We start from the raw sequence: 24,784 nt of genomic DNA, 5'->3' as shown, positions 1-24,784 counted from the left end.
GCGCGGCCGGCCGGACGGAGAACGGGCCGGCGGGCGCGGGAATAACGGGCGCCGAATCATGACCGCGACTGCACAGTGGTGGCCCAACCTGGTAAGCGCTGATACGTGAACCTTTGCGCGCGTGCATCCCATCCACAACTCGGTGCGCACGACGGCGAGCACGATACCACCCGTCCGCCGACCCCCGGTGAGTTCGGGAACGGCGAATACGTCAAGGCTGTCCCGCACCGAAATCACGGAATGGCCGGAACACAAACAGCACCTATCTTTGCGGTGCGGACGGCCTGACTGCACGGCGAATTTCAGCCGTTCCCTGGCCGGTTCCGGCCGGTGCAAGAATGTCGCGCAGAGGCCCCCCGAAGTCAGGAGTCACCCGAATACGGGCAAACGACAAAGCAATTGCCCCCGGTAATTCCCGCGGAGGTTCTCAGCCGGGCAGCCGGCGGAAGAGCGGCCGCGGGAGGTGGCGTACGGCCGTCATGACCGCGCGCAGGGCGCCCGGCACCCAGATCGTCGTGCTGCGGCGGCGCAGCCCGGTCTCGATCGCGGCGGCCACCGCGTCCGGGGTGGTGGCCAGCGGGGCGGGGGGCAGGCCCGCGGTCATCCGGGTGTGGACGTAGCCGGGGCGGACGGCCATCACGTGCACCCCCGAGCCGTGCATGGCGTCGGCCAGGCCCTGGCAGAAGGCGTCCAGGCCCGCCTTGCTGCTGCCGTAGATGAAGTTGACGCGGCGGGCGCGCTCGCCCGCGACGGAGGAGAGCACGACGAGCGAGCCGTGGCCCTGCGCCTGGAGGGCGGCCGCGCTCACGAGGGCGGCGGAGACCGCGCCGGTGTAGTTGACCTGCGCGACGTGGACGGCGGCGAGCGGCTCCTGCTCGTCGCGCGCCTGGTCGCCGAGCACGCCGAAGGCGAGCAGCACCATGTCGATGTCGCCCTCGGCGAAGACCTTGCCGAGCACCACCTCGTGCGAGGCCGGGTCGAGCGCCTCGAACTCCACCGTCGTGACGTCGGCGCCGAGGGCGCGCAGCGACTGCGCCGCGGCCTCCAGCTGCCCGGACGGGCGCCCGGCGAGGAAGACCGTGCGGGTGCGGCGGGCGATCAGGCGGCGCGCGGTCGCCAGGCCGATCTCCGAGGTGCCGCCCAGCACCAGCAGGGACTGCGGGGCACCGAAGGCGTCCTTCATGACTTCTCCCTCACGGCGGTCGTCGGGACCTCAGACGCCCAGGCGGCGTGCGAGGTCGGAGGTGATGGCACGGTGCGGGTCGACGCGGGCGCGCAGCTCGCGGAAGTCGTCGAGCCGCGGGTACATGCGCGCCAGGACGTCGGGGCGCAGCCGGGCGTCCTTGGCGAGGTAGACCCGGCCGCCCGCCGCGGCGACCTCGTCGTCCAGCTCGTCGAGGAAGGCGGCCAGGCCCGGCAGACCGGCCGGGATGTCGAGGGCGAGCGTCCAGCCGGGCACGGGGAAGGACAGCCAGCCGGGGTCGGCCTCGCCGAAGCGCTTGAGGACGGCCAGGAAGGACGGGCAGCGGCGCGAGGCGATCCGCCGCACGACACGGCGCAGCGCGTCCTCCTCCCCGTAGCCGACGACGAACTGGTACTGCACGAAGCCGCCGGGGCCGTAGACGCGGTTCCACTCGGGCAGGCCGTCCAGCGGGTGGAAGAAGGCGGAGAGCCTCTGGATCCGGCCGCGCTGCTCCCGGGGCGCCCTGCGGTACCAGAACGCGTTGAAGAGGCCGACGCTGCGGCGGCCGAGCAGCCCGCCGGGGGTGAACCGGGGTGCCGCGGGCAGCCGGGTGGCGGGGCGGAAGGCGAGCGGATCGGCGCGCAGCCGGGGCGGGAGGGCGTCGAGCGGGGCGTGGTCGCCGCGGGTCAGGACGGCGCGGCCGGTCCTGGCGCCGCGCGCGAGCAGGTCGACCCAGGCGACGGAGTAGCGGTAGCGGTGGTCGTCGGCGGCCAGCCGGGCCATCAGGTCGTCGAGGTCGGTGGCGCGCTCGGTGTCCACGGTCATGAACGCCGTCCCGACCGGCAGCAGCTCGATCGTCGCGGCGAGGACCACGCCCGTCAGCCCCATGCCGCCCGCCGTCGCCCAGAAGAGGTCGGGTTCGCCCTCCGGGGTGACGACCCGTGTCTCGCCGTCGCCGGTCAGCAGCTCGAACGCCCGGACATGGCGGGTGAAGGAGCCGGACAGGTGGTGGTTCTTGCCGTGGATGTCCGCGCCGATCGCGCCGCCGACCGTCACGTACCTCGTCCCGGGGGTGACGGGCACGAACCAGCCGAGCGGCAGCAGCACCTGCATCAGGCGGTGCAGTGACACGCCCGCGTCGCACGTCACGAGGCCGCCGACCGCGTCGATCTCGTGGATGCGGTCCAGGCCCGTCATGTCCAGGACGGTGCCGCCCGCGTTCTGCGCAGCGTCCCCGTACGCCCTCCCCAGCCCGCGGGCGATCGCGCCGCGCCCGCCGCACTCGCGCACGGCCCGCACCGCCTCCTCGTACGACCCGGGGCGCAGCACCTGTGCGGAGGTCGGTGCGGTGCGGCCCCAGCCGGTGACGGGGACGGCCTCGGCGGCGAAGGGTACGGGCATATCGCTGACGGTATCTCCCGGAAGATACCAAAAGGGGGTTATGCACAGGCTTCTCACCGTAAAGGGCGAGTGGTCCGGCGTGAGCGGCGGGCCCGCACGGTAATCACTCGGGGCTGGACGCACCGCGCGGCGACGGGTCGCACACCGCGGGCGGACGGCGCGCACGCCGGGCCCCGCAGGCCCGCCGCGCGCGGACGGCCCCGCGGAGCTCCTGCGGGACCGGGCCGGGACGGCAGGCACGCGCCCGGCTCACCCCTGCGGAGGGAGAGACCGCCGAATGCGCCCATCCGGCTCCGCCGCGCCCCGCGGCAGCACCTCGATATCCCCGCCCGGGCCGGACGCGGACGACCGCGCCGGGGAGACGCAGCCCGTCCCCCGTGCGGGAGTGCGTCCACCCGCGCGGGCGGACGCACCGCCCCCGGCGGCGCCGCGTACGCAGCCGCCCGCGGCGCACCCCCCGTCGGGGCCCGGTGCGGCTCCGGCGCGGACCGCGGCCGCGCGTCCGCACCTGGTACTGGTCCCGTCCGCCGGGCGGGACGCGCGGCCCGGCGCCGTACGGCGGCTGCTCCGGAGCGCCGGGCGGGCCGACCGGCGGGCGCTGGTGACGCTGCGGGCCGCCGGGCGTGCCCCGGTGGTCGCCGCCGCCGTACGCGTCCTCGGGCTCGCCGGGGAGCACGGCGCCGTCTGGCTCGCCGCGGGCGCGGCGGGCGCGGCCGCCGACCCGGAGCGGCGTGCCGCGTGGGTGCGGGCCACCGCCGTGGTCGCGGGGGCGCACCTCGCGAGCATGGGCGTCAAGCGGGCCGTGCGGCGGCCCCGGCCGCTGTACGGGGAGGCGCCGCTGGTGCGCACCGCCGGGCGGCACTCGTTCCCCAGCTCGCACGCCACGAGTGCGGCCGCCGCGGCCGCCGCCTTCGGGGCGCTGCTGCCGGGCGCGGCGACCGTGCCCGTGCTCGCGGGCGCCATATGCGTCTCGCGGCTCGTCGCGGGGGTGCACCACCCGAGCGACGTCGCGGCCGGCGCGCTGCTGGGCGCGGTCGCCGCGCGGGCGGGCCGGTCGTGGGTCGCCCGGGGCGCGGAGGCCCTGCCGGATGCGCTCGGCGGGCTCGGCCTGCGAGGGGGTGGGCGGCGTGGGTGAGCCGTCCGCCGTGCTCGTCGAGGAGACGACGGGGGGCGCGGGGATCGCGCCGCTCGGCGCGGGGCGCGTGCCGGGCGGGCTGCCGGCCGGGCTGGTGCGGACCGCCCGGCCCCGGCAGTGGGTCAAGAACGGGCTGGTCCTGGCCGCGCCCTTCGCCGCCGGGCGGCTGCTGTCGGCGCGCGAGTGCGTGCAGCTCGGCGTCGTCCTGGTGCTCTTCACCGCGTGCGCGTCCGCCGTCTACCTGATCAACGACGCCCGGGACGCCGAGGCCGACCGGGCCCACCCCGTCAAGCGGCGCCGCCCGGTGGCCAGCGGGCAGGTGCCGGCCGGCGTGGCCTACGCCGCGGGCGGCACGCTCGCCGTGGCCGCCCCGGTGACCGCCGCCCTCACCTGCAACGCCGACACCGCCGGGCTGCTCGCGGGCTACGTGCTGATGCAGCTGGCGTACTGCCTGCGGCTCAAGCACGTCCTGGTGGTGGACCTGGTGGTCGTCACCACCGGCTTCCTGATGCGCGCCATGGCGGGCGGTGTCGCCCTCGGTATCGGGCTGTCGCGCTGGTTCCTGATCACGTCCGGCTTCTGCGCCCTCTTCGTCGTCGCCGCCAAGCGGTATTCGGAGCTGGTGCTGATGTCGGGCCGGGACGGCGACGTGGCCGCCTCGCGCGCGCTGCTCGGCGCGTACACCTCGGGCTACCTGCGCTTCGTGTGGCAGCTGGCGGCGGGCGTCGGGATGCTGGCCTACTGCCTGTGGGCGATGGAGACCGGGGCCCGGCCCTCGGGGCTGCTGCCGTGGCGCCAGCTGTCCATGGTGCCGTTCATCCTCTCCGTGCTGCGCTACGCGGTCTTCGCCGACGCCGGGTCCGCCGGTGCGCCCGAGGACGTGCTGCTGCGCGACCGCGCCCTGGTGACGATCGGACTGGCGTGGGGCGCGCTGTACGTGCTCGCCGCGGTCAACAGATGAGCGGACGCGGCGCGCCGGCCCGGCGTACGTTGCGCCGCCCGCCGCGTATCGCCACGCGGCGGGCACTGCGGCGCACGCTGCCGCGCGGCGCGCGCCGCCGCACCGCCGGGCGGGCGCGCGGCCTCCTCCCGCCGGGGCTGCGCGCCATGCTCCCGGAGGTCACCGGCTTCGCCCTCGCCGGGGGCGCCGCCTACGCCGCCGACCTCGCCGTCTTCATCTGGCTGCGCGGCCACGCCGGGCTCGGCCCGCTCTCCGCCAAGGCGCTGTCCTTCCTCGCCGGGTGCGGCGTGGCGTACAACGGCAACGCCCTGGGCACGTACCGGCGCCGCGCCCTGGCCACCCCGCGGGTGCGCCGCTACGGCGTCTTCTTCGCCGTCAACGCGGCGGGCGCGGGCGTGCAGCTGCTCTGCCTGGCCGTGTCGCACTACGCACTGGGCCTCACCGGCGCGCGGGCCGACGTCGTGTCCGGCGGGGTGGTCGGCATGGTGCTGGCGACCGCCCTGCGCTTCTGGGGCACACGCACGCTGGTCTTCCGTACCGCCGGCCGGCGCAGTCGCGGCGTGCGGCGGGCCGACGAGGGTAGCCGACCGACATGGACTGGCTGACCCGCATCCCGTGGCTCGGACCGCGGCTGGGACCGTGGTACGAGCGGCGCGTCAAACCGCTCGTCACGCGCGCGATGCGCACCCACGCCTACCGCGCCTTCGACCACCTCCAGGACGTGCACTGGACGCGGTTGGCCGCCGCGATGACGTTCACCAGCTTCCTGGCGCTCTTCCCGCTGATCACCGTGGCGGCCGCGGTGGGCGCCGCGCTGCTGTCGCAGGATCAGCTCAACCGGCTGGAGGACAAGCTCGTCAACCAGATCCCCGGCATCGCCGACCAGATCGACATCCACGGCCTGGTCGCCAACGCGGGCACCGTCGGCCTCATCGCCTCCGGCGCGCTGCTCTTCACCGGCATCGGCTGGGTCAGCTCGCTGCGGGACTGCCTGCGCGCGGTGTGGCGCAAGGACGACGAGCGCCCGAACCCGGTCAAGGGCAAGCTCACCGACGCCGCGATCCTCCTGGGCCTGGGCGTCGCGGTGCTCGTCTCGCTCGGCGCCTCCGGCTTCGCCACGGCCGCGGTCAACTGGACCGCCGACCGCGTCGGGCTGTCCGAGCACAGTGCCGGACGGGTCGCGCTCGCCGTCGTCGGCTACCTGCTGGCGGTGGTCGCCGACTTCCTCATCCTGGTCTACCTGCTCACCCTCACCCCGGGCGTCGACCCGCCCCGCCAGGCGGTGGTCGTGGCCGCGACGATCGGCGCGGCCGGTCTGGAACTCCTCAAAGTGGCCCTGAGCGGCTATCTCCAGCGCGTCGCCGGGCGCAACATCTACGGGGCCTTCGGCACCCCCATCGCGCTGCTGCTGTGGTTCAACTTCATGGCCAAGCTGCTGCTGTACTGCGCCGCCTGGACCGTCACCCCGCGCCACGCGCCGGAGCCGCTTGGCCCGCACACGCCGCTCCCGGAGGAGGCCGGCGGGGCGACCCGCTGGAAGGCGTAGCGGCCGCGGGAGGGGTCCGAAATCCGCGCGTGACGTGCGCGAGGGAGAATTCGTCCATCCGCCCGCCGTCCGGGCCGGCCCGTACGACGCGACACACGAAGGACCCGCACCGCATGCACATCGCCACAGACGACCTCTCGGGCCCCGAGATCGCCGCATTCCTCCACGAGCACCTCGCGCACATGCGCTCCCTCTCGCCGCCCGAGAGCACCCACGCCCTCGACCTCGACGCCCTGCGCGCGCCCGGCGTGACCTTCTGGTCGGTACGGGACGGCGAGAACGGCGGCGGCCCCGTCGTCGGCTGCGGCGCCCTCAAGGCGCTCGACGCCCGGCACGCCGAGCTGAAGTCGATGCGCACCCGTCCGGCACGGCAGCGCGGCGGCGTCGCCTCGCTGCTGCTCACGCACATCCTCGACGAGGCCGCCGCCATGGGGTTCACCCGGCTCAGCCTGGAGACGGGCAGCGACGAGCCGTTCCTGCCCGCGCGCAGGCTCTACGCCAAGTTCGGCTTCACCGAGTGCCCGCCCTTCGGCGACTACCGGCCCGACCCGTACAGCACGTTCATGACCCGCGAGCTGGGCTGACGGCCGCACCGCCGGCCCGGCCCCGCGGCCTCAGCGTCTGCGGTGGCCGCGGCGCCGTCCGCCGCCGGAGCCGGACGGCCCGCCCGCGGCCCCCGGCAACGGGCGCCTGCGGCGGATGACGGCCACGACGGCGCCCAGCACCACCACGGTGCCGAGCGCGATGCCCGCCGCCGTCCAGACGCCGCCGGACGACGAGGCCGCGCTCGCCGAGGCGTCCACGTGCCGGCCCGGCGCCTTCGCGGCCGCGCTGGCCGAGGCGGCCTGCTGCGACGCCCTGACCTGGCTCAGCGGCGGCACCAGCGTGCCGACCGGCTTCGCCGTGGCGGCCGCCTTGAAGCCCCAGTCCAGCAGCGAACCGGCCTCGCGGTAGACGTTGTTGTGGCCCGGCGCCGGATTCATGACGGTGACCAGCAGCGTCCGGCCGTTCCGCTGGGCGACGCCGGTGTAGGTGGCGCCCGCGTTCGTGGTGTTGCCGTTCTTCACCCCGGCGATGCCGGGGTAGCGCTTCAGGTCGTAGTCACCGCTCAGCAGGCGGTCGGTGTTCTGGATCTGGAAGGACCCGCGGACCTTCTTGCCGGTCTTCTTGTCCTTCGTCCAGTCGCCGGGGAACTGCGCGACGACCGTCGAGCAGTACGCGCGGAAGTCCGCGTTGAGCAGGCCCTGGCGGGCGAAGAGCGTCAGGTCGTACGCGCTGCTGTGCTGGCCCGGCTCGTCGTAGCCGTCCGGCGTGACGACGTGGGTGTCGCCCGCCTGGAGCTCCTTGGCCATGGCGTTCATGTCGGCGACGGTCTTGGGCACGCCGCCGTTCATCGCCGCCAGGACGTGCACGGCGTCGTTGCCGGAGCGCAGGAAGACGCCGAGCCACAGGTCCTTGACCGTGTAGGGGTGGTTCTCCTGTATCCCGACCAGGCTGCTGCCCTCGCCCATGCCCTTGAGGTCGCTCGCGGCGACGACATGGGTCTGCGTCTTCGGGAACCTCGGCAGCACCGTGTCCGCGAAGAGCATCTTCAGGGTGCTGGCCGGGGGCAGCTGCCAGTGCGCGTTGTGGGCCGCGAGGACGTCGCCGGTCTCCGCGTCCGCGACCAGCCACGAGCGGGCGGTGAGCTTGGCGGGCAGCGGCGGGGCGCCGCCCGCCAGGTCGACCTGGGTGCCGGGCACCCCCAGGCGGTCCCCGCCGACCGTCGACATCTGCGCCGGCGGCTGCGGGGCCCTGGGCGCGCGGGCGGGCTCGGCGCCCGCCGTCCCCGCGCAGACGGTGCCGCCCAGCAGTGCGGCGGCGGCGAGGCTCGCGAAGGCTCCCAGCGTGCGGCGGCGCCGGGCGGGGCGCGGCGGCGCGGGGCGGTCGGGTCCGGTGAGAGACGTCAGCACCCGCCCGAACGTACAGGGCCGAGGTGCCCGCGCACCTCCCCGCCCCCGGACTGCCACCCCTCCCCCGCCTGGAGCCGCCCGAGACGGACGGCACATACTGGGACGTATGAAGCTCAGTCGCCCGGTCTCCTGGTTCCTCGCCGCCTTCGGGGTCTGGTCCTGGATCGTCTGGACCACCTTTGTCAAGAATTTGTGGAAGGACACCAGCGGTCTGGCCTTCCACGACGGCGACCACGCGTCGCCGACGGCCTACTTCTGGATCCACCTCACCCTCGCGGTGGTCTCCACCGTCCTCGGCACCGCGATCGGGATCCTCGGCGTCCGCGGCCTGCGCGCGCTGCGCCGCGAACAGCGCCCCGCCGCGGCCGGGCCGCTGCCCGGGACCCCGGCCGGCCAGGAGCAGGCGCCGGAGTTGGGACTGCGGCAGGGCTGAGGGCTTCGCGGACCGGACGTCCCGGACGCGGGGATTCCGTACGAGGGGATCCCGCCGGTACGGACGCCTTACGCGTGCGCGAGTCCCCGGGGCCCGCAGGCAAACGTCTCCCCGGGCTCGCGGAAAACCTCACGCTCCCCCCTGCCGCGCTCCCGCGCGGACCTGCCGGGCGCGGGCCGTTACGGGCCGGACACCGGTCCTTCGGCGAACGGCCCGGCCCGTGCGGCCGGCCGGCGACGAGCCGCGGAGACCGTGCCGCGGGAGGACCCGGCCGGGCAGTGCTCCCGCGTCCCGGCACCGGGTCCCCGGAGGAACTGAGCGCTCAGCCCGCGTGCGCGGCCAGGCGGGCGACGAGGGCCGCCTTCGCCGCCGGCCACTCCTCCGCCAGGATCGAGAAGTAGACGGTGTCGCGCCAGGTGCCGTCCGGGCGGCGGCGGTGGCGGCGCAGCACGCCCTCGCGCCGGGCGCCGAGGCGGGCGATGGCCGCCTGGGAGCGGAGGTTGAGGTGGTCGGTCTTCAACTGGACGCGGCCCATGCCGAGTTCCTCGAAGGCGTGCGCCAGCAGCAGGAGCTTGGCCTCGGTGTTGACGGAGCTGCGCCAGTACGCGCGGCCGTACCACGTCCAGCCGATCTCCAGGCGCTCGTTGGGGACGTCGACGTCCATGTACGTCGTCCAGCCGACGGCCCGGCCCGAGGGCAGATGGACGACGGCGAAGGGCACGTACGGTCCCTCCAGGACGATCCGCTGGCGCTGCGCGAGCTCGTCCTCGGTCCGCGGGGCGGGGCCGCCCTGCCAGCGCCAGACCTCCTCGTCCCCGCCGCCCGCGGCGAAGAGGTCGGGCAGGTGCGCGGGCGTGAGCGGTTCGAGCCGGACGGTGCCGCCGGTCAGGGTCACCGGCCCGGGATGTGTGGCGGTCATGGGCCAGACACTAGGCACACCCTGACGCGCCGGGCAAAACGGTTCGCCGTACACGGAGCGTGTAGTGTCGCTGCTCATCCGCCGGAAGGAGGCCTTCTTGCTGTCCCAGGACCTGGTACCGCTCCCCACCGCGCGGCTCGCCTTCCGGCAGATGACCGAGGACGACCTCGACGTGATGGCCGCGCTGCTCGGCGACCCCGAGGTCATGCGGTACTACCCGCGGCCCAGGACGCGGGAGGAGGCGGCCGACTGGATCGCGTGGAACCGCCGCCTCTACCGCGAGGCCGGGCACGGGCTCTGGATCGTCACCCTCCGCGACACCGGCGAATTCGTCGGCGACTGCGGGCTCACCCCGCAGCTCATCGAGGACGTCACGGAGATCGAGGTCGGCTACCACGTCCGCGCCGCCCTCCAGGGCCGCGGCTACGCCACCGAAGCGGCTGCCGCCTGCCGGGACTTCGCCCGCGACGTGCTCGACGCCAAGCGGCTGGTCGCGATCGTCAGGCCGGAGAACCTGCCCTCGCAGCGGGTGGCCGAGAAGATCGGCCTGCCCTTCGAGCGGACGGCGATCTCCCGCCAGGAGCTGCCGGTGTACGTCCACGCCGCCGATCTCTAGCGGGGGACGCTCCCTCCCGCGACACGCGGGGAACCGCGCGGCCGGCCACGCCGAGCGCCCGCGGCGGCGGGACGCGGCACCCCCGCCGGATTAACCGGTGGAGCGCCACCCGGTCGGGGCGGTACCGTCGCGCGCGTGGGGGATACGGATGACGCGGGCGACAGGGTAGTGGTGCGGGCGGCGACGGCCGAGGACGCCGACGCCATCGCGCGGGTGCACAGGGACTCGCGGGCGGCCACGATGCCGTACCTGCCGCCGCAGAAGCGCACGCACGAGGAAGTGGCGTACTGGGTACGGGAGATCGTGCTCGCGCAGTGCCGCGTGTGGGTCGCGGAACGCGGCGGGCAGGTCCTGGGGTACGCGGCGCTCGACGGCGACATGCTCGACGCGCTCTACCTGCGGCCCGAGGTGCTTCGACAGGGCGTCGGCACGCTCCTGCTCGACGAGGCCAGACGGCACAGCCCGGGCGGGCTGTCCCTGCACGTCTTCCAGCAGAACACCGGGGCGCGGGCCTTCTACGTGCGGCACGGCTTCACCGTGCTGGACACGAACGACGGGGAGCGCAACATGGAAAAACTGCCGGACATGACCATGCGCTGGACGCCGTAAGTGGTGCGTGACGACCGGCCCGCGGAGGGGCTGCGGGTCCGGCTCGCGCGGACCTTCGACGAGGACGCCGAGCGCTACGACCGGGCCCGGCCCGGTTATCCGGAGCGGATGTACGGGGACCTGGCCCGGCTCGCCGGTGCGGTGCCCGGCAGCCGGGTGCTGGAGATGGGGTGCGGCACGGGGCAGGCGACCGTGCCGCTGGCGGCGCGCGGGTGCCGCGTCACGGCGGTGGAGCAGGGGGCGCGGATGGCCGCGGTCGCCCGCCGCAGGCTGGCGGCGCACCTGGACGCCGAGGTCGTGACGGCGGCGTTCGAGGGGTGGGAGCTGCCCGCGCAGCCGTACGACACCGTCCTCGCCGCGACGGCCTTCCACTGGATCGACCCGGCCGTGCGGGTGGTCAAGGCCGCCGACGCGCTGCGGCCGGGCGGGGCGCTCGCCGTCGTCCGCACGCAGCACGTGCGGGGCGGCACCGAGGACTTCTTCGCCGAGGCCCAGGCCTGCTACGAGCGCTTCGACCCGGCCACCGAGCCGGGCCTGCGGCCGCCCGCGGCCGCCGACGTGGACGGCTCGGACCACGCCGTCGAGGTCGCCCGCAGCCGGCGCTTCGGGCCGACCCTCTTCCGCCGCTACGAGCGCGACCTGACGTACACCACGGCGGAGTACCTGGATCTGCTGATGACCTACTCCGGGCACCGCGCCCTCCCCGGGCCCGCCCGCGGCGGACTGCTGGGCTGCCTCGGCGCCCTCATCGACGGGCGGTACGGGGGCCGGGTGACGAAGCGTTACCTCACCGAGCTGGCCGTGTCCCACCGCCGCTGAGGCGTTACGCGCGACGGCCCCGCCGGGCCCCCGCCGTCCGGGCGGGCGTTCGGGGTGGCCCGCGGGGTGGCGTGCGGCGGCGGCCCGCCGCGGCACGCGGACCGCACGAACGACACGCCGAACCGGCGGACCCGTGCGCCACGCAGCCGACAATTACGGAATTGTCCGGAATCGGTAACACGGTGCCGTCCCTCGGCCCTCCGCGGGGGCGCCGGGGCGACCGTGTGGTCCCCGGCACGGCCATCCCGCGCCGGACCACGAGGAACAGCACCAACACGAAAGGGGACCACGTGTCCCGTATCGCATCCCGCCTGGCCGCGACCGTGCTCGCGGCCGGCGCGCTCGTCGCGGTCGTCGCGCTCCCGGCGTCCGCCGCGCCCGACCGGCACGACCGTCACGACCGGCACGACCGTCACGGGCGGCACCAGCAGATGGGCGCGCAGGTCGCGCTCGGCAGCGTCCACCACACGCGCGACAGGCGCTCGGCCCGCGGGCTGAACGACGAGTGGATCACGGTCACCAACGAGGGCCGCCGTGCCGTCGACCTCGACCGCTGGACACTCACCGACGCCGACCACCACGTCTACCGCTTCGGCCGTGTCACGCTGCGGGCGCACGACTCGCTGCGCGTGCACAGCGGCAGCGGCCGCGACACCTCCCGCGACCTCTACCAGGACCGCGACCGCCCGCTGTGGAACCGCGACGGCGACCGCGCGACCCTGCGCGACGAGCGCGGGTACGTCGTCGACACCGAGTCGTGGGGCCGCGACCTCCGCTGAACGCCCCTGACACGAGCGGTGCCCCGCCGGTGCCACCGGCGGGGCACCGCCGTGCGGCCGTCCGCCTCAGCCCCCCGTCGACTCCCGCACGACCAGCGAGAACGGTCCCACGACCTCCTCCGGCGGCGGTCCCGGATCGGCCGCCTCCAGCCGGCGCACCAGCAGCTCCACCGTGCGGCGGGCCATCGCGTCGTGGTCCGGGTCCACCGTCGACAGCGACGGGACGAGGTAGGCGGCCTCGTCGATGTCGTCGAAGCCGATGACCTTGACCTGCTCCGGCACCCGCAGCCCCCGGTCGGCGAGCCCGCGCAGCACGCCCATCGCGACGGTGTCCGTCACGCAGAAGACCCCGTCCGCACCCGTCCCCGCGTCGGCCAGCTCCCGCGCGCAGGCCGCGCCCGCCGCCATCGTCAGCTCGGGCACGGTACGCACGAGGGCCGGGTCGGCGGGCAGGCCGGCGTCCGCGAGGGCCTGCCGGTAGCCGGCAAGCCGCAGCGCGGACACGCCCGGCTCGGGACCGACCGGCCCGCACACGATCGCGATCCGGCGGCAGCCGCGCTCGGCCAGATGCGCGGTCGCGGCGCGCGCGGCCTCGGCGTTGGGCATCGCGACATGGTCGACGGGCCCGCCGAAGATGCGCTCGCCGAGCAGCACCACCGGATGGTCGACCCTGAGCCACTCGACGTCGGCGGCGCTCATGCCGACGGCGCTGAGGACGATCCCGTCGTAGAGCCGGGTGCGGGACAGTTCGAGGGCGGCGACCTCGTTCTCCCGCACCGCGCCCGTCTGCTCGATGCCGACCCGCAGCCCGTGCCGCCCGGCGGCGGCGATGACCGCCGCCGCCAGGCGCCCGTAGTAGGGGCGGTTGATCTCCGGGACGGCCAGGCCGATGGTGCCGGTGCGCCCCTTGCGCAGGTTCCGGGCGGCGACGTTGACCCGGTAGCCGAGCGCGGCCATCGCGTCGCGGACCTTCGCGGCGGTCGCGGGGCGGACGTTGGGGTGGCCGTTGATGACGTTGGAGACCGTCATCGCCGAGACTCCGGCCGCCTTCGCAACGTCCTGGATCGTCGCCATCCGGTCAGGCCGCCAGCGGTGCGCTGAGCGTCAGGAAGGAGTGCGGCGGCAGCGTGAGGGTGAGCCCGTTCTCCGTCACCGCGACCTCGTCGAAGGCGCGCGGCGCGACCGCGTCCGGCGCGGCGGGGGTGTTGTGCGCCTGCACCCGGTCGGCGGTCAGCAGCCGGGCGGTCGGGGTGCCGACGCGGCCGCCGCGCAGGTCGAGGGTGATCTCGGCGCTCTCGTCGGCGTCGAGGTTGCTGAGCGAGACCAGCAGCGTGCCGTCCTTGACGCTCGCGGACACCGACAGCGTGTCCAGCTCGGTGTCCCCCACGGTGCGGCGGGCGGTGCCGGCGGTCGTGCGCAGGTGGACGTCGAGCGAGGCGGCGTCGTGGTGTCCCTTGTTCATCTCGAAGACATGGTAGGTGGGGGTGCGCACGAGCGCGTCGCCGTCCGTCAGCAGCATCGCCTGGAGGACGTTGACGGTCTGGGCGATGTTCGCCATGACCAGGCGCCCGGCGTGCCGGTGGAAGATGTCGAAGTGGGTGGACGCCACGAGGGCGTCGCGCATCGTGTTCTGCTGGAAGAGGAAGCCGGGGTTGGTGCCGGGCTCCACGTCCCACCACGTGCCCCACTCGTCGAGGACGAGGCCGACCTTGCGGCCCGGGTCGTAGACGTCCATGACGGCGGAGTGGCCGGTGAGGATGCGGTCGATGCGGCGGGCGGAGGCCATCGTGCGGTAGTAGTCGTCGGTGTCGAAGGCGGTCGCGCTGCCCTTCGCCTCCCACGGCCCGGCCAGGGTGTAGTGGTGGACGGAGACACCCTGGAAGAAGGTGCGCGGGGTGGCCTCGCAGCCGAAGCAGCTGATCTGCCGCATGAGCGTCTCGGTCCACTGGTAGTCGTCGCCGTTGGCGCCGGACGCGACGCGGTAGAGGGTGTTGTCGCCGTGGTCGCGGCAGTAGGTCGCGTACTGCCGGGCGAGGTCGGCGGAGTACTCGGCGCGCATGTTGCCGCCGCAGCCCCACGTCTCGTTGCCGATGCCCCAGAAGCGGACCCGCCACGGCTCGTCGCGCCCGTTGGCCTTGCGCAGCCGCACCATCGGGCTGTCGCCGTCCCGCGTCAGGTACTCGACCCACTCGCTCATCTCCTGCACGGTGCCGCTGCCGACGTTGCCGTTGATGTACGGCTCGGCGCCCAGCAGCTCGCACAGGGCCATGAACTCGTGCGTGCCGAAGTGGTTGTTCTCCTCGACGTTGCCCCAGTGGGTGTTGACCATGCGCGGCCGCTCGGAGCGCGGGCCGACGCCGTCCTTCCAGTGGTATTCGTCGGCGAAGCAGCCGCCGGGCCAGCGCAGGTTGGGGATGTGCAGCGCGCGCAGCGCCTCCACGACGTCGAGGCGGATGCCGCCCTCGTTGGGGATCGGGGAGTCCTCGCCGACCCAGAAGCCGCCGTAGATGCAGCGGCCGAGGTGCTCGGCGAAGTGCCCGTAGAGGTGGCGGCTGATCCGCGGGCCTTCGAGGTCCAGGTTGATCACGGCGGTGGCTGCGGCGGACGCGGACATGGGCGGTCTCCGTTTTTATCGATACATTGGATCGATACAAATTGGCAGCCCGCCCGGGCGGTGTCAAGACACCGCCCGCGGTGGACGCGGATCTAGCGGGGGCTCGCCGCCGTACGGACCGCGCCCTGGTGGGGGACGGCCGGGGACGGGGGCTCAGCGCCGAAAGGGTAGTCGCGCATCTTGCGCCAGACGCCGTCACCGCCCTGCTCGTAGAGGGCGAAGCCGGTCGCCGTCCACGCGGCCGCGAAGTCGGCCAGCTCGCGCTGGGCGCGGTCCAGGGCGGCGTCGGGGATGGCGTGGGCGACGGTGACGTGCGGGTGGTAGGGGAACTGCAGCTCCCGCTCGACCGGCCCGGAACGCAGCCGCTCCTGGAGCTCCGCGCACTCCCCGGCGCCCTCGGCGAGGTGGACGTAGACCACCGGGGAGAGCGGGCGGAAGGTGTCCGTGCCGTGCAGGCGCATCGCGAAGGGGCGGCCCTCCGCCGCGACCTTCGCGAGGTGGCGGCGGAAGGGCGGCAGCTCGGAGCGGCCGACCTCGGTGGGCGGCAGCAGCGTCACATGGGTGGGGATGGCGTACGCGGCCGGGTCGCCGAACCCGGCGCGCCGCTCCTGGAGCAGCCGTCCGTACGGCTCCGGGACCGCGAGGGACACGCCGATCGTCGTGGTGGTCTCCATGCGTTCACCCCTTTTCCCCCAGGTCGGTGCCCATACCCGCGAGCGCGCGGGCGCGTGCCGCTCCCCGAAAGCCCCGTCCGCCCCGCCCGGCCGCCGCACCCGCCGTCCCGCTCCGGTCAGTGCTTGGCGGGCACGAAACCGATCCGGTCGTAGGTCGCGGCGAGTGTCTCCGCCGCCACGCTCCGGGCCTTCTCGGCGCCCTTGGCGAGGATCGAGTCCAGCGTCTCCGGGTCCCCCAGATACTCCTTCGTGCGCTCGTGGAACGGCGTGACCCACTCCACGAAGATCTCCGCGAGGTCGGTCTTGAGCGCACCGTAACCCTTGCCCTCGTACCGCCGTTCCAGTTCCGGAATTCCGGTACCGGTGAGGGCGGAGTGAATGGTGAGGAGATTGCTGACGCCCGGCTTTTCCTTTTCGTCGTACCGGATGACCGTGTCGGTGTCCGTGACGGCGCTGCGGAACTTCTTCGCCGAGACCTTCGGGTCGTCGAGCAGGTTGACCAGGCCCTTGGGGGTGGCCGCCGACTTGCTCATCTTGGCGCTCGGGTCCTGGAGGTCGTAGATCTTCGCCGTCTCCCGGACGATGTGGGGAGCCGGGATGGTGAACGTCTGCCCGAAGCGGCCGTTGAAGCGCTCGGCCAGGTCGCGCGTCAGCTCGATGTGCTGGCGCTGGTCCTCGCCGACCGGCACCGAATCCGCCTGGTAGAGCAGGATGTCGGCGACCTGGAGGATCGGGTACGTGAAGAGGCCGACGGTCGCGCGGTCGGCGCCGTGCCGCGCGGACTTGTCCTTGAACTGCGTCATCCGGGAGGCCTCGCCGAATCCCGTGATGCAGTTCATGACCCAGCCGAGCTGCGCGTGCTCGGGCACGTGGCTCTGGACGAAGAGCGTGCAGCGGTCCGGGTCCAGCCCCGCCGCCAGCAGCTGCGCGGCGGCCAGCCGGGTGTTCGCGCGCAGCTCCGCGGGATCCTGCGGCACCGTGATCGCGTGCAGGTCGACGACCATGTAGAAGGCGTCGTGGGATTCCTGGAGCGCCACGTACTGCCGGATCGCACCGAGGTAATTGCCGAGGTGGAAGGAGCCGGCAGTGGGCTGGATGCCCGAGAGGGCGCGGGGACGAGAGGCCATGCCCCCCATTCTCTCAGGTCGGGCCGCGGAGCCGTACCCCCGACCGCGGCGGGCGGATCCACGCCGGAAGAGCGCGGACACGGGAAGGTTTCGCGCGGGCCCCGGTGAGCGACGATAGAAACACCAGACAAATGCGCTGGGGGCCCCATCCCGCCCCCCTCCAGGCCCCGCGCCGCGGCCCGCACCCCGGACCGTACGCCCGCCGCCTGGCTCCCGACGCACGACGAACGGAGTACGCAGTGACGCAGCGGAGCAGCAGCACCCCCGGTCCCGAGGGCCGCACGGCCACCGAGCGGCAGATCGCCGAGGCCGAGGCGTACGGCGCGCACAACTACCACCCGCTGCCCGTGGTGATCGCCGAGGCGCGCGGCGCGTGGGTCACCGACGTCGAGGGGCGCCGCTACGTCGACATGCTCGCCGGCTACTCGGCGCTGAACTTCGGGCACGCCCACCCCCGGCTCGTCGCCGCCGCGAAGGCCCAGCTGGAACGGGTCACCCTGACGTCGCGGGCCTTCCACCACGACCGCTTCGCGCGCTTCTGCGCCGAGCTGGCCGCACTGTGCGGCATGGAGATGGTGCTGCCCATGAACACGGGCGCGGAGGCGGTGGAGACGGCCGTCAAGACCGCGCGCAAGTGGGGCTACCGCGTCAAGGGCGTACCGGACGGGCAGGCCAAGATCGTCGTCGCGGCCGGCAACTTCCACGGCCGCACGACCACGATCATCAGCTTCTCCACCGATCCCGAGGCCCGCGCGGACTTCGGCCCGTACACCCCCGGCTTCGAGATCGTCCCGTACGGCGACCTGACCGCGCTGGAGGCGGCCGTCGACGACACGACGGTGGCGGTGCTGCTGGAGCCGATCCAGGGCGAGGCGGGCGTGCTCGTGCCGCCGCCCGGCTACCTCGCCGGGGTGCGGCGGATCACCGCCGAGCGCGGGGTGCTCTTCGTCGCCGACGAGATCCAGTCGGGGCTGGGCCGCACCGGGCGGACGTTCGCGTGCGAGCACGAGGGCGTCGTACCGGACGTGTACGTGCTGGGCAAGGCGCTCGGCGGCGGCGTGGTGCCCGTCTCCGCGGTGGTGTCCTCGCGGGAGGTCCTCGGCGTCTTCCGGCCCGGCGAGCACGGCTCGACCTTCGGCGGCAACCCGCTGGCCTGCGCCGTCGGCCTGGAGGTCGTCGCGATGCTGCGCAGCGGCGAGTACCAGGCCCGGGCCGCCGAGCTGGGCGACCACCTGCACGCCGAGCTGGCCGGGCTGCTGGGCTCGGGCCTGCTCACGCAGGTGCGCGGCCGCGGACTGTGGGCGGGCCTCGACATCCCGCCGGAGCGCGGTACGGGCCGGGAGGTGTCGGAGGACCTGATGACGCGCGGGGTCCTGGTCAAGGACACCCACACCGAGACGATCCGGCTGGCGCCGCCGCTGGTCATCTCCAAGGACGACCTGGACTGGTCCCTGGACCGGCTGCGGGCGTCGCTCGCGGCGTAGCGTCCCGCCCCCGGCGGTGTAGCGCATCTCTCACCGCAGACCGCAGGACCACCGCCGTACACCCTGTCCTTAGGGCAGGCTCACCTTATAGTCTTCCGGTTAGGGTACCCTCACCCCAGCACAGGCGGCCTGTCCCGGAAGGACACCAGGTGATCCCCACCCTCGTCATCGGTTTGCGTGAAGGTATCGAGGCGTCCCTCATCGTGGGCATCATCGCCGCCTTCCTGGGCCGCAACGGCCGCCGCGACGCGCTGCGCCAGGTCTGGATCGGCGTGTCCATCGCGGTCGTGGTCTGCCTCGGTATCGGCGTCGCCCTCGTCACGCTCTCCCGCGAGCTGCCCCAGCAGCAGCAGGAGGCGATGGAGACGGTCATCGGCGCGCTCGCCGTCGTGATGGTCACCGGCATGATCCTGTGGATGAACAAGCACGCCCGCGGCATGAAGCGCGAGCTGGAGGGCCAGGCGGCGAGCGCGCTCGCCCAGGGCTCGGCGCGGGCCCTGGTGCTGATGGCCTTCCTCGCGGTGCTGCGCGAGGGCTTCGAGACCGCGGTCTTCCTCGTCTCGGTCATCGAGAACAGCACGAGCGTCGGCACCGGCACCACGGGCGCCCTCGTCGGCATCGCCATCGCGGTCGTCATCGGCTACGGCATCTACCGCGGCGGCGTGAAGTTCAACCTCGGCCGCTTCTTCAAGATCACCGGCCTGGTGCTGGTGCTCGTCGCGGCCGGGCTCGCGATGACCGTCGCGCACACCGCGCACGAGGCCGGCTGGATCGACGCGGGCCAGTCCCAGGCCCTCGACCTGAGCTGGCTGGTGCGGCCCGGCACCGTGCTGTCCTCGCTGCTGACGGGCGTGCTCGGGATCCAGCCGGAGCCGACCGTCGCCGAGGTCACGCTGTGGCTGGTCTACGCGCTGCCGATGCTCGCCTTCGTCGGCTGGCCGCGCGGCGGCAGGCGCCCGGCCCCCAAGCCCGCCGCCGCGCCCGCCCCGGCCGGTGCCGCCGCCGCGCCGGCCGACCGGTCCGAGCCGAAGCCCGCGACCGGCAGCTGACCCGCGCCGCCCTCTCCTCCCGTCCCCCGAGCAGACCCGCCCTAGGAGCGCCCGCCCATGCCCATGTCCACCACCACCCCCCGCGTCCTGCGGGCCACCGGCCTGCTGGCCATCGCCGGGCTGGTCGCCACCGGGTGTGCGAAGAGCAAGGACGACAGCGCGCCGAAGGGCTCCTCGAAGGTCACCGTCACCCTCACCGACGACAGCTGCGCCCCCTCCCCCGCCTCGGTGCCCGCGGGCCCCGTCACCTTCCAGGTCAAGAACGTCAGCGCGAGCAAGGTCACCGAGGCCGAGCTGCTCAGCGGCGACACCATCATCGGCGAGAAGGAGAACCTGACCCCGGGCCTGTCCGGCAGCTTCTCGCTGACCCTCAAGAGCGGCACGTACCAGATGTACTGCCCCAGCGCGAAGACCGAGAAGACCGCCTTCACCGTGACCGGCTCCGCCGCCGCGCCCTCCCAGGACCCGGCCGTCACGGCGCTGCTGAAGCAGGCCACCACCGGCTACCAGGCGTACGTCGTCGCCGAGGTCGACAAGCTGCTGCCCGCCACGAAGACCTTCACCGACGCGGTGCGCGCCGGGGACGTCGAGAAGGCCAAGGCGTCCTTCGCCCAGGCGCGCTACCACTACGAGGAGATCGAGCCCGTCGCGGAGAGCTTCGGTGACCTCGACCCCGACCTCGACGCGCGCGAGGACGACGTCACCGACCCCTCGAAGTGGACCGGCTTCCACCGGCTGGAGAAGGCCCTGTGGAAGGACAGGTCGCTCGCCGGCATGAAGCCGGTCGCCGACAAGCTCGACGCGGACGTCGCCAGGCTCAGGACGCTCGTGGCCACGACCACCTACCAGCCCGCCCAGCTCGCCAACGGCGCCACCGGGCTGCTCGACGAGGTCGCCGCCAGCAAGGTCACCGGCGAGGAGGACCGCTACAGCCACACCGACCTGTCGGACTTCGAGGCCAACGTCATCGGCGCGCAGAAGGCGTTCGAGCTGCTCAAGCCCGCGGTGGACAAGATCGACGCGAGCCTGTCGAGCAGCATCGGCACGCAGTTCGCCGCCGTCCTCGCCGCCCTCGAGCCGTACCGGAAGGGCAGCGGCTTCGTCGACTACTCCACCGTCGGCGACGACAAGCGCCGCGTGCTCACCCAGAAGGTCGACGCGCTCGCCGAGCCGCTCTCCCAGGTCGCCGGGAAGGTGAACGGCTGATGACCACGCCGGGCACCACCCGCCGGGGCCTGCTCGCCACCCTCGGCGGCGCGGCCCTGGCGGGCTCCGCCGGGGCCGCGCTCGCCGGATGCAGCGACGACGACAAGCCCGCCTCCAAGGCGGCGACCGCCACCGTCCCCTTCTACGGCACCCACCAGGCGGGCATCGCCACCCCCGCCCAGGACCGGCTGGCCTTCGCGACGTACGACCTGACCGTCAGCGGCTCCGTCGAGGAGAACCGCGCCGCCCTGCGCAGCCTGCTCCAGCAGTGGACGGCCGCAGCCGCCGCGATGGCGCAGGGCAAGCCGGTGCCCGGCGACAACACCAACCCCGCCGCGCCGCCCGCCGACACCGGGGAGGCCTACGGGCTCGCCCCCGCCAACCTGACGATCACCCTGGGCCTCGGGCCGTCCCTCTTCGACGACCGCTTCGGCCTCGCCGCGCACCGCCCCGCCGCGCTCGCCGACCTGCCCAAGCTCCCGCCGGAGAACCTGGACCCCGAGCGCTCCGGCGGCGACCTCGCCATCCAGGCGTGCGCCGACGACCCGATCGTCGCCTTCCACGTCATCCGCAACCTCGCCCGTATCGGCCGCGGCACGGTCGTCATGCGCTGGTCGCAGCTCGGCTTCGGCAACGCCACCGGCAACGGCGGCGGCAAGGAGACCCCGCGCAACCTCATGGGCTTCAAGGACGGCACCCGCAACATCGCCGGTGACGACAAGGCCCTGATGGACGGGCACGTGTGGGTCGGCTCCGAGACCGACCAGCCGTGGATGCGCGGCGGCAGCTACCTCGTCGCCCGCCGCATCCGGATGCGCATCGAGGCGTGGGACCGCGACTTCCTGTCCGACCAGGAGGACGTCTTCGGCCGCGCCAAGTACACCGGCGCGCCGCTGACCGGCAGGAAGGAGACCGACCAGCCGGACTTCTCGGCGAAGAAGGCGGGCGGCGAGCCCGTCATCCCCGCCGGCGCGCACATCCGGCTCGCCGCGCACGAGAACAACGCGGGCCTGCGCATCCTGCGCCGCGGCTACTCCTTCACCGACGGCATCGTCCCCGCCACCGGCGAGCTGGACGCGGGCCTGTTCTTCATCGCCTACCAGAAGGACCCGCGCAAGCAGTTCGTGCCGCTCCAGACCAGGCTGGGCGCGCACGACGCGCTCAACGAGTACATCCAGCACGTCGGCTCCGGCCTCTTCGCCTGCCCGCCGGCGCCGGCCGCGGCCGGGAAGCACTGGGCGGAGGAACTGCTCGCGTAGGCGCCGCGGTGCCCGGGGAGGCGCCCGTGAGGGTGCCTCCCGCCGAGGCCGTAGGGTGCGCAGGTGACCCTCGGGATGGTGGCGGCGCTGTGCGCGGCCGTGTGCTTCGGTGTGGCCTCGGTACTCCAGGCGAAGGGCGCGCGGGCCGCGGAACCGGGCAGCGGCTCGGGCGTCGACACGAGACTGCTGGCCCGCGCCCTGGCCCAGCGCGTCTACCTCGCCGGGCTCGCCCTCGACGCCGCCGGCTTCGCCATGGAGCTGATCGCCCTGCGCCGGCTGCCCATCTACGCCGTCGGGGCCGCGCTCGCCGCGAGCCTCGCCGTCACCGCCGTCGCCGCCGGACGCCTGCTCGGCACGGCGCTGCGCCCGGCCGAGTGGAGCGCGGTGGCCGCCGTCTGCGCGGGCCTCGCCCTGCTGGGGCTCGCCTCCGGCGACGAGGGGGGCGCACACGGCAGTACGGCGCTGCGCTGGGGCACGCTGGCCGCCGCGGGCGCCGTCCTGCTGATCGGCGCGGCCGGCGGGCGCCTGCCCGGAAGGGCCCGCGCGGCCGTCCTCGGCCTCGGGGCGGGACTCGGCTTCGGCGTCGTCGAGGTCGCCGTCCGCCTCGTCGACGGCGTGACCGGCCCGCCGCTCTACGCCCTGCTCCTCGGCGGCGGCGCCGCCTTCCTCCTCCTGACCTCCGCCCTCGGCCAGGGCTCCGTGACGACCGCGACCGCCGCGATGGTCGTCGGCGAGACGATCGCCCCCGCCCTGGTCGGCGTCCTCGCCCTCGACGACCGCACCCGCCCCGGCTGGACCCCCGTCGCCGCCACCGGCTTCGCCCTCGCCCTCCTGGGGGCGCTGGCCCTGGCGCGCTTCGGGGAACCGGCGGCCTGAGGCCGGCTGCGCCCCGCCGTCCGGGGGCGCGGGGCCGTGCCCGGGGCGCGGGAAGGACCTCTAGGCGCGGGGCGCCGGCGAGAGCCGGCAGGTCACGCCGATGCGGTTCCAGGCGTTCATCGTCACGCACATCGCGAGCAGCCTCGGCATCTCGTCCTCGTCGAAGAGCTTCGCCGCCTCGTCGTAGACGTCGTCGGCGACGCCGTGCGGGCCCAGCTCCGTCACCGCCTCCGCCAGCGCCAGCGCGGCCCGCTCGCGGGCGGTGAAGAAGGGCGTCTCGCGCCACACCGTCACCCCGATGAGCTTCTGCTGGGCCATCCCCTCCGCCAGCGCCGCGTGGCTGTGCTTGTCGACGCAGAAGGCGCAGCCGTTGAGCTGCGAGACGCGCACCCGCACCAGCTCGCGGACCACCGGGTCCAGGCCGCGGGCGGCGGCCTTGTCGAGCGCGTACATGGCCTCGTAGAAGTCCGGGGCGCGGTCCATGAGGTTGATGCGGCGGGCGGGGGCGGGGACGGTCGGGTCGGCTGCTTCGTTCGTGGTCATGCCCTCACCGTAGTCATCAAATGGCACCGGCTCATGGTCCACTAGAGGCATGAACGCGTGGGCCAATCCCGACGATCCCGCCACTCCCCCCGGTCCCGGCAACCCGCGGCGCGGCAGCGGCGACTACGACCTCCTGCTCGACCTCGCGGGCCAGCGGACGCGCGCCGGCCTGGAGGAGGCGCTGCGCACGGCCGTACGCGACGGGCGGCTCGCCCCCGGCACCCGGCTGCCGTCCAGCCGGGTCCTGGCCCGCGACCTCGGCCTCGCCCGCAACACCGTCGCCGACGCCTACGGGCAGCTCGTCGCCGAGGGCTGGCTCACCGCCCGGCAGGGCGCGGGCACCACGGTCGCCCCGCGGCCCGCCGTCCCCGCCCGCCGCGACGCCCGGCCCCGACCCGAGGCGCCCCGCAGCGGCCCCGCCGAGCTGGCGCCGCGCCACGCCGGGCTGCCGTACGTCCTGTGGCCCGGCTCCCCCGACCTCGGGTCCTTCCCCCGCACCGGCTGGCTGAGCGCCGCCCGCCGCGCCCTCACCGCCGCGCCCAACGACGCCTTCGGCTACACCGACCCGCGCGGCCGCCCCGAGCTGCGCGCCGCGCTCGCCGACTACCTCGCGCGCGTCCGCGGGGTGCGCACCGACCCCGAGCACATCGTCATCTGCACCGGTTACACGCAGGGCGTCGGCCTGCTCGCCCGCGCCCTGCACGCCCGGGGCGCACGCCGCGCCGCGTACGAGAGCGTGGGCCTGCCCGACGTGCCCACCGTGCTGCGGGCCTCCGGCCTCGAACCGCGCCCGCTGCCCGTCGACGCGGACGGGGCGCGCGTGCAGGAGCTGGGCGGCGACGTCGCCGCGGTGCTGCTCACCCCCGCGCACCAGTTCCCGCTCGGCGTCAGCCTGTCGCCCGCACGGCGCACCACCGCCGTCGCCTGGGCACGTTCCACCGGCGGCATCGTCCTGGAGGACGACTACGACGGCGAGTTCCGCTACGACCGGCAGCCCGTCGCCGCGCTCCAGGCGCTCGCCCCCGACCACGTCGTCTACGCCGGCACCGCCAGCAAGAGCCTCGCGCCCGCGCTGCGGCTCGCCTGGCTCGCCGTGCCGCCGCACCTGCTCGACGCGGTCGTGCGCGAGAAACGGCTCGCCGACCACCAGTCGGCGGTGCTGGACCAGCTGACGCTGGCGGAGTTCCTGCGCTCCGGGGCGTACGACCGGCACGTGCGCCGGATGCGGACGCGCTACCGCGCCCGCCGGGACCGGTTCGTGGAGGTGCTCCGCGGCTGCGCGCCGGGCGTACGGGTGTCCGGCATCGCCGCCGGGCTGCACGCGGTGGTGGAGCTGCCCGCCGCCGCGGGCCCGGCCGACGCGGTCGTGGCCCGGGCGCACCGGCTGGGCCTCTCCGTCCCCGGCCTCCCCGCCTTCGGGGCTCCCCCCACCCACCCGCCCGCCCTCGTCGTGGGCTACGGCACCCCGCCGGACCACGCGTTCACGCATGCGCTGAACCTGCTGTGCGCGGCGCTCCAGGACACCCCGTGAGCGGCCCTGGGCGGAAGACCGCGACGCCCCGGGCGGGAGGCCCGGGGCGTCGCGGGAAAGAGGCCGGG

25 protein-coding genes are annotated in these 24,784 nt (G+C 74.5%); 16 read left to right on the top strand and 9 right to left on the bottom strand.

The genetic code is table 11. The features are described 5' to 3' along the window. Positions 1 to 427 precede the first annotated feature (427 nt). Both ACH4SE_RS20625 and ACH4SE_RS20620 read right to left on the bottom strand, forming a co-directional pair. A complete protein-coding gene (locus tag ACH4SE_RS20625) occupies positions 428 to 1,183 on the bottom strand; it encodes a decaprenylphospho-beta-D-erythro-pentofuranosid-2-ulose 2-reductase (protein ID WP_398544834.1) in 756 nt (251 codons plus the stop codon). 30 nt (positions 1,184 to 1,213) lie between these two features. Beyond that, positions 1,214 to 2,584, bottom strand: a complete 1,371-nt coding sequence (locus tag ACH4SE_RS20620; protein ID WP_398544833.1) for an FAD-binding protein — start codon at positions 2,582 to 2,584, stop codon at positions 1,214 to 1,216. A 562-nt stretch (positions 2,585 to 3,146) separates the two neighbouring features. On the opposite strand from ACH4SE_RS20620, the gene ACH4SE_RS20615 reads away from it, so the two are divergent. The 5 genes from ACH4SE_RS20615 (at position 3,147) to ACH4SE_RS20595 (ending at position 6,810) form a co-directional block, all read left to right on the top strand. Further along, positions 3,147 to 3,719 carry a phosphatase PAP2 family protein gene (locus ACH4SE_RS20615; RefSeq protein ID WP_398544934.1) on the top strand — a complete coding sequence of 191 codons (573 nt, stop codon included), beginning with the start codon at positions 3,147 to 3,149 and terminating at the stop codon, positions 3,717 to 3,719. Further along, positions 3,712 to 4,680, top strand: a complete 969-nt coding sequence (locus tag ACH4SE_RS20610) for a decaprenyl-phosphate phosphoribosyltransferase (protein ID WP_398544832.1) — start codon at positions 3,712 to 3,714, stop codon at positions 4,678 to 4,680. The genes ACH4SE_RS20615 and ACH4SE_RS20610 overlap by 8 nt, the downstream gene beginning before the upstream one ends. Before the next feature lie 146 nt (positions 4,681 to 4,826). Then, positions 4,827 to 5,285, top strand: coding sequence for a GtrA family protein (locus ACH4SE_RS20605; protein WP_398544933.1), 459 nt, complete (start codon positions 4,827 to 4,829; stop codon positions 5,283 to 5,285). Then, a complete protein-coding gene (locus tag ACH4SE_RS20600) occupies positions 5,273 to 6,226 on the top strand; it encodes a YihY/virulence factor BrkB family protein (protein ID WP_398544831.1) in 954 nt (317 codons plus the stop codon). The genes ACH4SE_RS20605 and ACH4SE_RS20600 overlap by 13 nt, the downstream gene beginning before the upstream one ends. A gap of 113 nt (positions 6,227 to 6,339) precedes the next feature. Continuing rightward, positions 6,340 to 6,810 (top strand): GNAT family N-acetyltransferase, encoded by a 471-nt coding sequence (locus ACH4SE_RS20595; RefSeq protein WP_398544830.1) that lies wholly within the window; start codon positions 6,340 to 6,342, stop codon positions 6,808 to 6,810. A gap of 30 nt (positions 6,811 to 6,840) precedes the next feature. On the opposite strand, the gene ACH4SE_RS20590 is transcribed toward ACH4SE_RS20595, so the two are convergent. Next, positions 6,841 to 8,178: a D-alanyl-D-alanine carboxypeptidase family protein gene (locus ACH4SE_RS20590; RefSeq protein WP_398544829.1), complete on the bottom strand. Its 1,338-nt coding sequence runs from the start codon at positions 8,176 to 8,178 to the stop codon at positions 6,841 to 6,843. 106 nt (positions 8,179 to 8,284) lie between these two features. Here ACH4SE_RS20590 and ACH4SE_RS20585 point away from each other — a divergent pair, with 106 nt between their 5' ends. Then, positions 8,285 to 8,611, top strand: a complete 327-nt coding sequence (locus ACH4SE_RS20585) for an SCO4848 family membrane protein (protein WP_398544828.1) — start codon at positions 8,285 to 8,287, stop codon at positions 8,609 to 8,611. A 322-nt stretch (positions 8,612 to 8,933) separates the two neighbouring features. Here the strand turns inward: ACH4SE_RS20585 and ACH4SE_RS20580 are convergent, their stop codons facing one another. Next, on the bottom strand, positions 8,934 to 9,530 hold the full coding sequence (locus ACH4SE_RS20580) for a GNAT family N-acetyltransferase (protein WP_398544827.1): 597 nt from the start codon (positions 9,528 to 9,530) through the stop codon (positions 8,934 to 8,936). 97 nt (positions 9,531 to 9,627) lie between these two features. On the opposite strand from ACH4SE_RS20580, the gene ACH4SE_RS20575 reads away from it, so the two are divergent. From ACH4SE_RS20575 to ACH4SE_RS20560, 4 genes are all read left to right on the top strand, one after another. Next, positions 9,628 to 10,146 carry a GNAT family N-acetyltransferase gene (locus tag ACH4SE_RS20575; protein WP_398544826.1) on the top strand — a complete coding sequence of 173 codons (519 nt, stop codon included), beginning with the start codon at positions 9,628 to 9,630 and terminating at the stop codon, positions 10,144 to 10,146. A gap of 135 nt (positions 10,147 to 10,281) precedes the next feature. Next, positions 10,282 to 10,755 carry a GNAT family N-acetyltransferase gene (locus ACH4SE_RS20570; RefSeq protein ID WP_398544825.1) on the top strand — a complete coding sequence of 158 codons (474 nt, stop codon included), beginning with the start codon at positions 10,282 to 10,284 and terminating at the stop codon, positions 10,753 to 10,755. A 3-nt stretch (positions 10,756 to 10,758) separates the two neighbouring features. Beyond that, a complete protein-coding gene (locus tag ACH4SE_RS20565) occupies positions 10,759 to 11,574 on the top strand; it encodes a class I SAM-dependent methyltransferase (protein ID WP_398544824.1) in 816 nt (271 codons plus the stop codon). Between the two features lie 290 nt (positions 11,575 to 11,864). Continuing rightward, positions 11,865 to 12,353, top strand: a complete 489-nt coding sequence (locus ACH4SE_RS20560) for a lamin tail domain-containing protein (RefSeq protein WP_398544823.1) — start codon at positions 11,865 to 11,867, stop codon at positions 12,351 to 12,353. A gap of 66 nt (positions 12,354 to 12,419) precedes the next feature. On the opposite strand, the gene ACH4SE_RS20555 is transcribed toward ACH4SE_RS20560, so the two are convergent. The 4 genes from ACH4SE_RS20555 to trpS form a co-directional block, all read right to left on the bottom strand. Beyond that, the gene (locus ACH4SE_RS20555; protein WP_398544822.1) at positions 12,420 to 13,427 is read right to left on the bottom strand and encodes a LacI family DNA-binding transcriptional regulator; all 1,008 of its coding nucleotides are present in this window, start codon (positions 13,425 to 13,427) and stop codon (positions 12,420 to 12,422) included. Between the two features lie 4 nt (positions 13,428 to 13,431). Next, positions 13,432 to 14,967, bottom strand: a complete 1,536-nt coding sequence (locus ACH4SE_RS20550) for an alpha-N-arabinofuranosidase (RefSeq protein ID WP_398544821.1) — start codon at positions 14,965 to 14,967, stop codon at positions 13,432 to 13,434. A gap of 92 nt (positions 14,968 to 15,059) precedes the next feature. After that, a complete protein-coding gene (locus tag ACH4SE_RS20545; protein ID WP_398544820.1) occupies positions 15,060 to 15,641 on the bottom strand; it encodes a 2'-5' RNA ligase family protein in 582 nt (193 codons plus the stop codon). A gap of 116 nt (positions 15,642 to 15,757) precedes the next feature. Then, entirely contained in the window at positions 15,758 to 16,768 is a 1,011-nt protein-coding gene (gene trpS / locus ACH4SE_RS20540; protein ID WP_398544819.1) for a tryptophan--tRNA ligase, read from the bottom strand. Between the two features lie 239 nt (positions 16,769 to 17,007). Between trpS and rocD the strand changes: the two genes are divergently transcribed. The 5 genes from rocD (at position 17,008) to ACH4SE_RS20515 (ending at position 22,642) form a co-directional block, all read left to right on the top strand. Continuing rightward, on the top strand, positions 17,008 to 18,252 hold the full coding sequence (rocD, locus tag ACH4SE_RS20535; protein WP_398544818.1) for an ornithine--oxo-acid transaminase: 1,245 nt from the start codon (positions 17,008 to 17,010) through the stop codon (positions 18,250 to 18,252). 149 nt (positions 18,253 to 18,401) lie between these two features. Continuing rightward, entirely contained in the window at positions 18,402 to 19,301 is a 900-nt protein-coding gene (efeU, locus tag ACH4SE_RS20530; RefSeq protein WP_398544817.1) for an iron uptake transporter permease EfeU, read from the top strand. 57 nt (positions 19,302 to 19,358) lie between these two features. After that, on the top strand, positions 19,359 to 20,507 hold the full coding sequence (efeO, locus tag ACH4SE_RS20525) for an iron uptake system protein EfeO (RefSeq protein ID WP_398544816.1): 1,149 nt from the start codon (positions 19,359 to 19,361) through the stop codon (positions 20,505 to 20,507). After that, a complete protein-coding gene (gene efeB / locus ACH4SE_RS20520) occupies positions 20,507 to 21,766 on the top strand; it encodes an iron uptake transporter deferrochelatase/peroxidase subunit (RefSeq protein ID WP_398544815.1) in 1,260 nt (419 codons plus the stop codon). The genes efeO and efeB overlap by 1 nt, the downstream gene beginning before the upstream one ends. 63 nt (positions 21,767 to 21,829) lie before the next feature. Next, the gene (locus ACH4SE_RS20515; RefSeq protein ID WP_398544814.1) at positions 21,830 to 22,642 is read left to right on the top strand and encodes a hypothetical protein; all 813 of its coding nucleotides are present in this window, start codon (positions 21,830 to 21,832) and stop codon (positions 22,640 to 22,642) included. A 60-nt stretch (positions 22,643 to 22,702) separates the two neighbouring features. On the opposite strand, the gene ACH4SE_RS20510 is transcribed toward ACH4SE_RS20515, so the two are convergent. Then, positions 22,703 to 23,185 (bottom strand): carboxymuconolactone decarboxylase family protein, encoded by a 483-nt coding sequence (locus tag ACH4SE_RS20510; protein ID WP_398544813.1) that lies wholly within the window; start codon positions 23,183 to 23,185, stop codon positions 22,703 to 22,705. Positions 23,186 to 23,234: 49 nt separating this feature from the next. Here ACH4SE_RS20510 and ACH4SE_RS20505 point away from each other — a divergent pair, with 49 nt between their 5' ends. Next, positions 23,235 to 24,716, top strand: coding sequence for a PLP-dependent aminotransferase family protein (locus ACH4SE_RS20505; RefSeq protein WP_398544812.1), 1,482 nt, complete (start codon positions 23,235 to 23,237; stop codon positions 24,714 to 24,716). The last annotated feature ends 68 nt before the right edge of the window (positions 24,717 to 24,784 follow it).

The sequence above is a fragment of the Streptomyces sp. NPDC020983 genome (genome assembly GCF_044333485.1).
In the GTDB taxonomy this organism is placed as follows: domain Bacteria; phylum Actinomycetota; class Actinomycetes; order Streptomycetales; family Streptomycetaceae; genus Actinacidiphila.
The sequence above is the reverse complement of the archived record's forward strand: the minus strand, read 5'-3'. Positions and strand labels throughout refer to the sequence as shown.

Bases quoted from the DNA above. Each gene is read 5' to 3' on its own strand.
- ACH4SE_RS20625 (WP_398544834.1), bottom strand. From the start codon at position 1,183: ATGAAGGACGCCTTCGGTGCCCCGCAGTCCCTGCTGGTGCTGGGCGGC.
- ACH4SE_RS20620 (WP_398544833.1), bottom strand. From the start codon at position 2,584: ATGCCCGTACCCTTCGCCGCCGAGGCCGTCCCCGTCACCGGCTGGGGC.
- ACH4SE_RS20605 (WP_398544933.1), top strand. From the start codon at position 4,827: ATGCTCCCGGAGGTCACCGGCTTCGCCCTCGCCGGGGGCGCCGCCTAC.
- ACH4SE_RS20600 (WP_398544831.1), top strand. From the start codon at position 5,273: ATGGACTGGCTGACCCGCATCCCGTGGCTCGGACCGCGGCTGGGACCG.
- ACH4SE_RS20595 (WP_398544830.1), top strand. From the start codon at position 6,340: ATGCACATCGCCACAGACGACCTCTCGGGCCCCGAGATCGCCGCATTC.
- ACH4SE_RS20585 (WP_398544828.1), top strand. From the start codon at position 8,285: ATGAAGCTCAGTCGCCCGGTCTCCTGGTTCCTCGCCGCCTTCGGGGTC.
- ACH4SE_RS20580 (WP_398544827.1), bottom strand. From the start codon at position 9,530: ATGACCGCCACACATCCCGGGCCGGTGACCCTGACCGGCGGCACCGTC.
- ACH4SE_RS20555 (WP_398544822.1), bottom strand. From the start codon at position 13,427: ATGGCGACGATCCAGGACGTTGCGAAGGCGGCCGGAGTCTCGGCGATG.
- ACH4SE_RS20550 (WP_398544821.1), bottom strand. From the start codon at position 14,967: ATGTCCGCGTCCGCCGCAGCCACCGCCGTGATCAACCTGGACCTCGAA.
- ACH4SE_RS20545 (WP_398544820.1), bottom strand. From the start codon at position 15,641: ATGGAGACCACCACGACGATCGGCGTGTCCCTCGCGGTCCCGGAGCCG.
- trpS (WP_398544819.1), bottom strand. From the start codon at position 16,768: ATGGCCTCTCGTCCCCGCGCCCTCTCGGGCATCCAGCCCACTGCCGGC.
- efeO (WP_398544816.1), top strand. From the start codon at position 19,359: ATGCCCATGTCCACCACCACCCCCCGCGTCCTGCGGGCCACCGGCCTG.
- efeB (WP_398544815.1), top strand. From the start codon at position 20,507: ATGACCACGCCGGGCACCACCCGCCGGGGCCTGCTCGCCACCCTCGGC.
- ACH4SE_RS20510 (WP_398544813.1), bottom strand. From the start codon at position 23,185: ATGACCACGAACGAAGCAGCCGACCCGACCGTCCCCGCCCCCGCCCGC.
- ACH4SE_RS20505 (WP_398544812.1), top strand. From the start codon at position 23,235: ATGAACGCGTGGGCCAATCCCGACGATCCCGCCACTCCCCCCGGTCCC.